This window comes from Mesorhizobium sp. P3_A9 (assembly GCF_056402975.1).
Genome location: NZ_JBFUGJ010000216.1, coordinates 1 through 10,416, shown reverse-complemented (window position 1 = coordinate 10,416; position 10,416 = coordinate 1). Strand labels below are relative to the sequence as shown.

Sequence of the window (10,416 nt, the reverse complement as noted above, 5' to 3'; positions counted from 1 at the left end):
TCCTCGTGCAGTTCCCGATGCAGGGCCAGATCGGCAGCCTGTCGCTGGCCGACCTGCTCACCTGGGGCGCTTTCACCTATCCGTTTTCCTTCCTGGTCACCGACCTCGCCAACCGCCGCTACGGGCCTGCCGTGGCGCGCAGGATCGTCTTTGTCGGCTTCATGACGGCGGTGGTCTGCTCGATCCTCGTTCCGCCCTTCCTGTTCCGCCATGGCCTGATCGAATTCGAGACCGCCGCCGACCGGCTGGTGCGCATCGCCGCAGCTTCGGGCGCCGCGTTCCTGTCCGCGCAGTTGCTCGACGTCACCGTGTTCAACCGGCTGCGCCAACAGAGCTGGTGGCGCGCACCCATCGTCGGCACACTGGTCGGGTCGGTGTTCGACACCATGGTCTTCTTCACCGTCGCTTTCTCGGCCGCTTTCGCTTTTGCCGGCCCGAACGACGGCTTTGCGCTCGAGACGGCGCCGCTGATGGGTGTGTTCCATGTCGACGCCATGCGCTGGGTCTCCTGGGCGCTCGGCGACCTCAGCGTGAAGCTGATCATCGCCGTGGTCGCGCTCATCCCCTACCGGCTGCTCGCCACTCGTTGGAGCCAGCCGGCGGTTGCTGCCTAGACCATGATCCCCTGGGTCCAGCTCGATTCGGCGAAGACCGGGGATGGCGCCCAAGAACTTCGCCTCAAGCGGCGCGGCAGCGAATTCTCGATCATGCTCGGCACCAACGAGCTGATGAACAGCCGCCTCAGCGGCTCCGAGCAGGCGCTGGCCGAACTGTCCTGCCAGAAGATTGCGGACCATCGGCGGCCGAAGATCCTGATCGGCGGCCTTGGCATGGGTTTCACGCTGCGCGCTGCTCTCGCCGAGTTGGGCAACGATGCCGCAATCGTTGTCGCCGAGCTGGTGCCGGCGGTCGTCGCCTGGGCACGGGGCCCGATGGCCGAGGTGTTTGGCGGTTGCCTCGATGATCCCCGCGTCACCATAGAGGAGACCGATGTCGGGCAATTGATACGATCCGAGCCCGCAACCTGGGACGCCATCCTGCTCGACGTCGACAATGGCCCCGAAGGCATCGTCCACAAGGGCAATGACGCCCTCTACAGCGTGGCAGGCCTGGTCGCCACCCGCACCGCCCTCAAGCCGGGCGGCGTGCTGGCGGTGTGGTCGCAGGGGCCGGACAGCGGCTTTGTCAGGCGGCTGAAGCAGGTGGGCTTCGCGGTCGAGGAGGTCAACACGCGCGCCAACGGCAAGCGTGGCGCGCGCCATGTCATCTGGATCGCCACCAACGGCTCACGGTCCTGACCGAAGCCGGTGGCGGTTTCGTTCTAGTTCGACTTTTGGAGTTCCGCGCCAAGAGCCTCGAGCAGCCCGCGCGTCCCCTCCTCCCGTCCCTTGGCGGAATCGACACCATCGAAGAACGCGCCCTGCTCGGTATAGGTCAGCCGCGTGCCGTCACCCGAGGGCGTCAGTTCAACCGTGGTCAGCGATGCCGACATGGGCTGCGGCCCGATGGCCATCCGGTAGGAAAACACGATGCGCTGGTCGGGAACGATGTCCTGGAACTGGGCGTCGAGCCTGACCTCCGGGCCGCCGCCATAGCTGAAGCGCGACACCTCGCCGCCGCCGACTCGAAAATCGAAGCTGAATTCGGCGATGGTGAAACCGTCGCCGTCGACCCGCCAGCGCCGCACCGTCGCCTTGTCGGCGAAGGCATGGAAGACTTTGGCCGGCGATTGCGGATAGGTCCGCTCGATGGTGAATGTGGAGTGGATGACGGAGTGCTCGTCCTTCACGGGCGCGATCTGGTTCATTGCTGTTCGTCCTTTTCCTGATTCTTCTTGGGGGATTGGCCTTTTGGGGATGGGCCTGTTGGGGATGGGTCTGTTGGGGATGGGATCGTCTCGGCCAGGATCTGGCCAAGCCGGTCGAGGTGGCGTTCCGCCGGTATGCGGCGCTCCGCAATCCAGTCGGCGAGCGGGGCGAGCCCGCCCGGTTCGATCCGGCAGGTGCGCACCCGCCCGATCTTTTCGCTGCGGATCAGTCCGCAAGCTTCCAGCGCCTGCAGATGCTGCAGCACGGCGGCAAACGTCATGCCGAACGGCTCCGCCAGCTGGCTGACGGTGGCCGGTCCGCGGCTCAACCGTTCCAGGATCTGGCGACGGGTCGGCTCGACAAGAGCGCGAAGGATGCTGTCGATCTCGGAATAGTTAAGCATGGACTTGAGTATCATGCCGATCGCATCAATAGTCAAGTCTGCACTAAAGTGTTTTGATCAGCGTAGATCGAGTGACGAAGGCGTCCGATCACATCGAACCAGCCGTAAGGTTCGCGGTTGGAGCCCCGCTCAATCCTGGTGCAGGATAAATTCCAGATAGAGGTTGCGCTGCAGGATCGAATGGTTGTCGTCGGAGATCAGCGACACCATCAGCGCGCCGTCGTCACGGGTCCAGACGTCGAGACCTTCCATATTGTCGATCTGGTAGCCCATGTCGGCGTCCAGCAGCACCGGCCCGTCGGCGACCGCGCCCTTCTCGACACTCTCGCCATAAATGCGCCGCAGCCGCATCTTGAGGCCGCCCGCCATCGAAAAGCTGCGCTCCAGCAGCAAAAGGTCGCCATCCGGCAGGAAGGCGCCATCGGTGATGTCGAAATCGCCATTGCGCTTGACGGTGAAGACGCCCTTGTGCGGCCCTTCGATGATGGCGGCATAGATATTGCCAGCCTTGTCGAGGCTCTTTTCCGAGACCACGACCAGACCACCCTCGTGCTGGCCGTTGACATTGGCGTGGGTAACAGTCTCGAAGCCGCGGTTCTGGCGCAGCTCCCGCGCCGGCACCAGGAAATCCAGTTGCCGGTATGGCGCCTTCATATCATTAGGGTCGATCTTGAACTGGGCGACGCGATGGTTGCGCTCGAAACCGACGGTGGCGATGCCATCCTTGACCGCGAGGCCTTCGGCATCGACTTCCCATTTCTCGTCGATCGGCTGGCCGCTCTGGTCGACCATCTGCTGCATGCTAAAATTCTGGATGCCGATAGGCCGCTTGTCGGCGTCGCGAGCCAGCGTGCCGAAGAACCAGTAGCCGGTGTCGGCCACGCCGATGAAATCGCTGCCCGCTTTCAGAAACCGAAAGGCCGACAGCGCGCCGAAATCGCGTGATGGCGAGGTCATTTCCAGCCCGCCGACGAATTCGAGCGGGCCGAACTGCTTGTCGGTGCGGCCAATATGGAATTCGGTGATCGGACGGGCCGAGACTTCGATCGGCTCGACCGAGGCTGAGCCAGCTGGCGCCGAAGCGACGCCGGCGAGCAGGGCGATGGCGGCGAAAAGCGTCTGCCGAAACCCGCCGCGCGAAAAGATCATCCGGCGCGCCGCATGCCGCCGCGACGCGTATCCTTCGCGCTCTCCTCGGCAAACAGCGAAGCCAGTTGCTCGGTCATGGCGCCGGCCAGTTCCTCGGCGTCGACGATGGTGACGGCGCGGCGATAATAGCGCGTGACGTCATGACCGATACCGATGGCCAGCAATTCCACCGGCGAGCGCGTCTCGATCAGTTCGATGACGGCGCGCAGATGGCGCTCGAGGTAGTTGCCTGGATTGACCGACAGCGTCGAATCGTCGACCGGCGCGCCATCCGAGATCATCATCAGGATCTTGCGCTGTTCGGGCCGGGCGATCAGCCGGTTGTGCGCCCACAGCAGCGCCTCGCCGTCGATGTTTTCCTTGAGCAGGCCTTCGCGCATCATCAGGCCGAGATTGCGCCGTGCCCGCCGCCACGGATGATCGGCGGATTTGTAGATGATGTGGCGCAGATCATTGAGCCGGCCGGGGTTCGGCGGCTTGCCGTCCTTCAGCCACTTCTCGCGCGCCTGGCCGCCCTTCCACGCCCGCGTGGTGAAGCCGAGGATCTCGACCGAGACGCCGCAGCGCTCCAGCGTGCGCGCCAATATGTCGGCGCAGGTGGCGGCGACCGTGATCGGCCGGCCGCGCATAGAGCCCGAATTGTCGAGCACCAGCGTCACCACCGTGTCGCGGAATTTGGTATCGCGTTCCTGCTTGAAGGACAGCGGCTGCATTGGGTCGATGACGACACGCACCAGCCGCGCCGGGTCGAGGTAGCCCTCTTCCAGGTCGAAATCCCAGGAGCGGTTCTGCTGCGCCATCAGCCGGCGCTGCAGCCGGTTGGCCAGCCGCCCGACGACGCCGGACAGATTGGCCAGCTGCTTGTCGAGGAAGGCGCGCAGCCGGTCGAGCTCTTCTTCTTCGCAAAGCTCCTCGGCGCCAACCGTCTCGTCGAAAGCGGTGGTGTAGACCTTGTAGTCGATTTCCTTCGGCAGATTGGTGAAGGGATTGTCGTTGCGCCTAGCCTCGCCGGGCGTCTCCGCATCCGCGTCGTCATCGTCGGACAGATCGTCGGCTGTGGCGTCGGAGGCTTCGGTTTCCGACGACTGCTCATCATCGGCCGACGCCTCGGCATCCTCGGACTGAGACTGCTCGGAGCCGGAATCCTCTTCGCCGCCCTCCTCGCTTTGCTCTTCGCCTTGCGGCTGGTTGTCGTCATTGTCCTCGGAGTCTTCGGTCTCCTGGTCGTCGCCGAGTTCCTCGGCCATCTCCATGGAGGCGAGCATCTCGCGCACGACCCGGGCAAACGCCTGCTGGTCGCCGAGCTTGGCCGACAAGCCGTCGAGGTCGGCCTTGGCCTTTTCCTCGACCCAGGGGCGCCAGAGTTCGACCAGCCGCTCGCCGCTCTTCGGGATCGGCCGGCCGGTCAGCTTCTCGCGCACCATCAGCGCCAGCGCTTCCTCGATCGGCGCGTCGGCCTTGTCCTTGACGTCGACGAGGTTGGCCTTGGCGTATTTGTCCTCCAGCATCGAGCCGATATTGTCGGCGACGCCCTGCATCGCACGGCTGCCGATCGCCTCGACGCGGGCCTGCTCGACCGCATCATAGATGGCTCGCGCCGCCTTGCCTTCCGGCGCCAGCTTGGTGTGGATGCGCACATCGTGGCAGGCGCGCTTCAGCGCCATGGAATCGCCGAGGCCACGGGTGATCGCGATATCGGTCTTCGACGCCTTCTTCGGCAACTCGGGCAGTCGCGCACGGTTGCCCGCAAGCGCTGGTCGGTCCTTGGCGAAGCCGACTTCGAGTTCCTTGTCGCCGGCAATGGCGCGCATGCAGACGGTGACGGCGCGTTTGAAGCTGTCGGCTTCAGACCCCGTCTTCGACTTGTTGCGCGTGTTGTCGCCTGGACCCGCCATCGAGGCTCTGCTTACCCCAGCACCACGTTGGCGGCGCTCTCGGGCAGATCCTCACCGAAGGCGCGCTGGTAGAACTCGGCCACCACCGAGCGCTCGAGCTCATCGCACTTGTTGAGGAAGGTCAGCCGGAAGGCCATGCCGATATTGCCGAAAATCTCGGCATTCTCGGCCCAGGTGATCACCGTACGCGGGCTCATCACGGTCGACAGATCGCCATTGATGAAAGCCGAACGCGTCATGTCGGCGACGCGCACCATCTTGTTGACGATGTCCTTGCCCTTGCCGTCGCGATAATGCTTGGCCTTGGCCAGCACGATGGCGACTTCATTGTCGTGCGGCAGATAGTTCAGCGTGGTGACGATCGACCAGCGGTCCATCTGCGCCTGGTTGATCTGCTGCGTGCCGTGATAGAGGCCGGTCGTGTCGCCGAGGCCAACCGTGTTGGCGGTCGAGAACAGGCGGAACGCCGGATGCGGACGGATGACCCGGCTCTGGTCGAGCAACGTCAGCCGGCCCGACGATTCCAGCACGCGCTGGATAACGAACATCACGTCCGGGCGGCCGGCATCGTACTCGTCGAAGCAGAGCGCGACATTGTGCTGATAGGCCCAGGGCAGGATGCCGTCGCGGAATTCGGTGATCTGCAAGCCGTCCTTGACGACGATCGCGTCCTTGCCGACGAGATCGATACGGCTGACATGGCTGTCGAGGTTGACGCGCACGCAGGGCCAGTTGAGGCGGGCGGCGACCTGTTCGATATGGGTCGATTTGCCGGTGCCGTGATAGCCCGACACCATGACGCGGCGGTTGTAGGCAAAGCCGGCTAGGATCGCCAAGGTCGTCGCCTTGTCGAACAGATAGTCCGGATCGATGTCCGGCACATGTTCTGATGTTACCGAATAGGCCGGCACCACCATCTTGGACTCGAAGCCGAATTTATCCTTCACCGACACGGTCGTGTCGGGCAGGTTGGCGATGTCGCGATCGACCTTGTTCATATCTCTCAACGTCTCCACGGGCGAAACGTCCCGTTTCGCCGGCAATCGATTTTGTCCGGGGGCGGTCTTAGAGCCTTTTCCAACCTTATGAAAGTTGGAAAACGACACGAACCGTATGGTCGCTCAGCACAAGCCAGCCTGTTTGAGCACGCGATAGGCCTGCAGCACATCGCGGAACCGGTCTTCCGAACCTCTATCGCCACCATTCGCATCCGGATGGTGACGTTTCACCAGTTCCTTATAGCGCGCCTTGATATCCTTGCCAGTCGCCTTTGTATCAAGGCCAAGCGTTTCCAGCGCCTTGGCCTCAAGCGGCTTCGCCTTGCGCTCGCGCGCCTCGCGCGGATCCTTCGGCCCCTTGAACAGGTCGAACGGGTCGCGCATGCGGTTGTAGTAGCCAGCGCGGCCTGATCGATGCTGGGCAATATCGGGCGACGAACGCGTCGAGGCGCCGTTGACGCCCATCTTCCAGGTCGGCCGGTGGCCGGTCATCGCTTCCTTCTGGAAGCGCGCGACCTCGGTGTCCGGAACGCCGGAGAAATAGTTGAAGCCCTTGTTGTACTCGCGCACATGGTCGAAGCAGAAACGGAAATACTCGCCCTCCTTCATCCGCCCGACCGGCGCGCGATGGGTGCCCGCTTCCTTGCAGCCGTCCCACTGGCAAATCGGCGAGTGCGACTTCAGCTCCGCGTCCTTGTCGGGGCGGACGCGAATCTTCTCGAAATATTTGGGATACGGCTTCATCTCACCCATTTATGGGGCGTTCGCAGATGCGAAACAAGAATTGACATTTTCGCGATCATCGCCCTAACCGCTGAATCGCGGCTTAAAGCAGGCGAATGGCGAATTTAGTTGCGAAACAGCGGCCCCCTTGTGAAACCGGTTTCCGGTTTTCACGCTGGTGCGCCAGCCATATGTGGTGAAGGGAGACGGCGATGTCCATACAGGCGACCATGGAAGACAAGCTCAACAAGGCATTTTCGCCGGAGCGGCTGGTCATCATCAACGAAAGCCATCTCCACGCCGGCCACCATCATCACGGCTCAGACCATCACGGCGCCTATGACGGTACCGGCGAAACGCATTTTCGCGTCCGCGTTGTCTCGTCCAGCTTTGTCGGCATGAGCCGCATCGACCGCCACCGCGCCGTCAACGAATTGCTCGCCGACGAACTGAAGGCCGGCGTGCACGCGCTCGCGATCGAACCCGCGGCTCCCGGCGAAAAGACCCGCTGGTAGGTCCGTTCGGCCTTTCGCGGGGCGTTCAGATCACCGCTTCGATGAGGAACGGCCCACGCCGCGACAAGGCTCTGTCCAGCAACGCGTCGAACCGCTCGCACGTGTCGGCGCGCGCTGCTTCCACGCCCATGCCCTTGGCCAGCGACACCCAGTCCAGCGCGGGATGGTCGAGGTCGAGCATGCGCCTGGCGTTCTCGCCGATCGCATTGACACCGACATTGCGCATCTCGCCATGCAGGATCGCGTAGGTGCGGTTGGCAAAGACGATCGTGACCACGTCGAGATTTTCCCGCGCCTGCGTCCACAGGCCCTGCACGGTGTACATACCGCTGCCATCGGCCTCCAGATTGATCACCTTGCGGTCGGGACAGGCGATCGCCGCCCCGTTTGCCATCGGAATGCCGCCGCCGATCGATCCGCCCGTGCCCATCATGTAATCGTGCGGCGCGGCAAAGGCCGACAAGGCAAAGAAGCGCCTAGCCGAGGTGACCGCTTCGTCGCAGACGATCGCATTGTCCGGCAGCTTGCGCGCCACCGACAGTGCGATCGCGTCGTCCGTCAGCCTGCCGCTCGGCGCAGCCTCGTCCGGGAAAGCGGTCGCGAACACCGCATGCTGCGACGGCTTGACGCCAAGCTCATCACGAAGCGTCTCCAGCGCCGCATGCAAATCCTGACCATGGGCGGCGAGCGTCAGCACCTGGCAGTCGTCGCGAACCAGCCGACCCGGTTTTCCCGGATAGGCGAAGAAGGCGACCGGCTCCTTGCCGCCGACCAGCACCAGAACGTCGATATCCCGCAGCAGCGCCGTCGCCGCATCGATTGGATAGGGAATGCGTGTCGGTGCGACGCGGCCGCGACCGCGCTGCATGCGGGCGATCAGAACCTCGCTGAACAGGCGGACATCGCAGGCCGTCGAGATCTGGCCGGCGATCTCGAGCGCATCGGCTCTCGCGGCTCGGCCGCGAACGATCATGCCGACACGGCCCGGAGCCGCACGGATCGCAGCGGCGGTCTCGCGTACGACATCCCTGTCGACGGCCGGCGGCGATGCGAGAACGACCTTGCCCGGTGTGGCCGGGTTGGCGCCGCCCCAGGCAGCATCCGCCGGCAGGATCAGCGTCGTGACGCCGGGCGGCGTCAGCGAGGCGCGAAACGCCGCCTCCGTGGCCGGCTGGACATCGGCTGGCCCCGAAATACGGCGCACCCAGTTGGACATCGGCGCCGCCAGGCCTTCGATATCGCTGGTGAGCGGCGCATCGAGCGACAGATGGTAGGAGGCATGGTCGCCGACGATGTTGATCATCGGGCTGAACGCACGCCGGGCATTGTGCATATTGGCCAGCCCATTGGCGAGGCCCGGACCGGTGTGCAGCAGCGTCGCGGCGGGACGGTCGGTCATGCGCGCATAGCCATCGGCCGCGCCCGTCACCACGCCCTCGAACAGGCCGAGCACGCAACGCATCTCAGGCTTGCGGTCGAGCGCGGCGACGAAATGCATTTCGGACGTGCCGGGATTGGCGAAGCAGACCGTCACATCATTGGCCAGCAGCACGTCGCACAGGACATCGGCGCCATTCATGCAGTTTTTCTCCCTCTCATGAAGAGCAAATTCGCCCACGGATGTCCGAACGGCAATATCCCGCCGCCGCTTTTGGCATGATCCAGTGACAGGGATGGGTGGCGGGCGGAAATCGGCAGGGATCAGCCGACCGTCGATTTCAGGAATGTCAGCGCAACCGCCGTCAGCGCATCACCATCTTCGCCGAAATCACGGTTGATCGACATATGCGTGTAGGCGCTGCCGTCGAACAGCGTGACCTTCGTGCCAGTGGCCCGCAGACGTTCTGCAAAGGCCTTCGAATCCTCGCCACGGCCAGAAGCCCCGGAATAGGCGATGAAAGTCGGCGGATGCTTGCGGCCGCCGACATAGCTGGCCGGCGAAAGTGCCGCCCATTGCGAGGGATCGGAAAAGACCCGGGCATAGGCCCGGACCATGCCGCCATTCTTCTCAAGCGCCGCCAGGTCATAGGCCCTGGTATCGTCGAGCAGCAGCCCGGCGACACCAGGCAATCCGCCACGCATGCCAGTCAGCGCGATCAGGTGGCAACCGGCCGAATGGCCCATGCCGACAATGCGCTTGGGGTCGCCGCCATGCCCGGCGATGTTGGCCCTGACATAGGCATAGGCCTTTTCGACGTCACCGGCTTGGGTGGCGACATCGGCCTCCGGCAGCATGCGGTAATCGATCGAAACGAAACAGAAGCCGTTGGCGAGCAGGAAAGCCGGCTTGGCGCCCACCTGGCTGCGCTTGCCAAACTCCCAGGCCCCGCCATGGACGAAAAACACCACGGGTAGGTTTTTCGCGCCATCAGGCGCGTAGATATCGAGCTTGGCCGGGCCGTAGTCGAAGGTTTTGGGAGATGGCGACGATTGGCGCGCAAAAGTCTTCGCCGGCAGAAGAGCCGCCATCGAAGCCAGAAGCAGGGTTCGCCGATCGATCATCATTTTTCTCCTGGCTGCCCGGCGCAAAATGCACCGGGACGCCACGAAGTTCCAATGAAGGATTGGTAACGTAGCCTACAGTGATGTCACGTGACCGGCCTGATCCTCAACCGGGCGATCCGGTTCTTGTCGCGCTTCATGACGATGAAGCGCTTGCCGTGGAAGGTGAAAGCCTGCTTCTCATCGGGGATCGACTGGGCCTCGTGGATGACGAGGCCGGCAATGGTGGTCGCTTCCTCATCCGGCAGGTTCCAGTCGAGCGCCCGGTTCAGGTCGCGGATCGGCACATTGCCGTCGACGACGACGGAGCCGTCGGCCTCCTGCTTGACGCCCTGTATATCGACATCATGCTCATCGGCGATTTCGCCGACGATCTCCTCGATGATGTCCTCCAGCGTCACCAGCCCTTCGACCTCGCCATAC

The 10,416-nt window shown here is 63.8% G+C and carries 12 protein-coding genes; 3 read left to right on the top strand and 9 right to left on the bottom strand.

Annotated features, from left to right (window positions below):
• Both AC1DX0_RS24055 and AC1DX0_RS24050 read left to right on the top strand, forming a co-directional pair.
• Nucleotides 1-614: queuosine precursor transporter (locus AC1DX0_RS24055; protein WP_477357073.1), on the top strand; the 614-nt coding region annotated here is incomplete at its 5' end.
• Nucleotides 615-617: 3 nt separating this feature from the next.
• Nucleotides 618-1,298 (top strand): spermidine synthase, encoded by a 681-nt coding sequence (locus AC1DX0_RS24050; protein ID WP_477223322.1) that lies wholly within the window; start codon nucleotides 618-620, stop codon nucleotides 1,296-1,298.
• Between the two features lie 23 nt (nucleotides 1,299-1,321).
• Here the strand turns inward: AC1DX0_RS24050 and AC1DX0_RS24045 are convergent, their stop codons facing one another.
• The 6 genes from AC1DX0_RS24045 to AC1DX0_RS24020 all read right to left on the bottom strand — a co-directional run bounded on the left by AC1DX0_RS24045 (nucleotide 1,322) and on the right by AC1DX0_RS24020 (nucleotide 7,006).
• The gene (locus AC1DX0_RS24045; RefSeq protein WP_477223321.1) at nucleotides 1,322-1,807 is read right to left on the bottom strand and encodes an SRPBCC family protein; all 486 of its coding nucleotides are present in this window, start codon (nucleotides 1,805-1,807) and stop codon (nucleotides 1,322-1,324) included.
• Entirely contained in the window at nucleotides 1,804-2,226 is a 423-nt protein-coding gene (locus tag AC1DX0_RS24040) for an ArsR/SmtB family transcription factor (RefSeq protein ID WP_477223320.1), read from the bottom strand. The genes AC1DX0_RS24045 and AC1DX0_RS24040 overlap by 4 nt, the downstream gene beginning before the upstream one ends.
• 114 nt (nucleotides 2,227-2,340) lie before the next feature.
• Nucleotides 2,341-3,360: an esterase-like activity of phytase family protein gene (locus AC1DX0_RS24035; RefSeq protein WP_477223319.1), complete on the bottom strand. Its 1,020-nt coding sequence runs from the start codon at nucleotides 3,358-3,360 to the stop codon at nucleotides 2,341-2,343.
• A complete protein-coding gene (gene cobT / locus AC1DX0_RS24030; RefSeq protein WP_477223318.1) occupies nucleotides 3,357-5,255 on the bottom strand; it encodes a cobaltochelatase subunit CobT in 1,899 nt (632 codons plus the stop codon). The genes AC1DX0_RS24035 and cobT overlap by 4 nt, the downstream gene beginning before the upstream one ends.
• Before the next feature lie 11 nt (nucleotides 5,256-5,266).
• Nucleotides 5,267-6,253 (bottom strand): cobaltochelatase subunit CobS, encoded by a 987-nt coding sequence (cobS, locus tag AC1DX0_RS24025; protein WP_287271377.1) that lies wholly within the window; start codon nucleotides 6,251-6,253, stop codon nucleotides 5,267-5,269.
• Nucleotides 6,254-6,376: 123 nt separating this feature from the next.
• Nucleotides 6,377-7,006 (bottom strand): J domain-containing protein, encoded by a 630-nt coding sequence (locus tag AC1DX0_RS24020; protein WP_477223317.1) that lies wholly within the window; start codon nucleotides 7,004-7,006, stop codon nucleotides 6,377-6,379.
• Nucleotides 7,007-7,188: 182 nt separating this feature from the next.
• Between AC1DX0_RS24020 and AC1DX0_RS24015 the strand changes: the two genes are divergently transcribed.
• Nucleotides 7,189-7,491, top strand: a complete 303-nt coding sequence (locus AC1DX0_RS24015) for a BolA family protein (protein WP_477223316.1) — start codon at nucleotides 7,189-7,191, stop codon at nucleotides 7,489-7,491.
• Between the two features lie 25 nt (nucleotides 7,492-7,516).
• Here the strand turns inward: AC1DX0_RS24015 and AC1DX0_RS24010 are convergent, their stop codons facing one another.
• The 3 genes from AC1DX0_RS24010 to AC1DX0_RS24000 form a co-directional block, all read right to left on the bottom strand.
• Nucleotides 7,517-9,070, bottom strand: coding sequence for an acetolactate synthase large subunit (locus AC1DX0_RS24010; protein WP_477223315.1), 1,554 nt, complete (start codon nucleotides 9,068-9,070; stop codon nucleotides 7,517-7,519).
• 122 nt (nucleotides 9,071-9,192) lie between these two features.
• Nucleotides 9,193-9,993 carry an alpha/beta hydrolase gene (locus tag AC1DX0_RS24005; RefSeq protein ID WP_477223314.1) on the bottom strand — a complete coding sequence of 267 codons (801 nt, stop codon included), beginning with the start codon at nucleotides 9,991-9,993 and terminating at the stop codon, nucleotides 9,193-9,195.
• An 86-nt stretch (nucleotides 9,994-10,079) separates the two neighbouring features.
• Nucleotides 10,080-10,416 (bottom strand): transporter associated domain-containing protein (locus AC1DX0_RS24000; protein ID WP_477357071.1); only part of this gene is annotated, 337 nt, incomplete at its 5' end.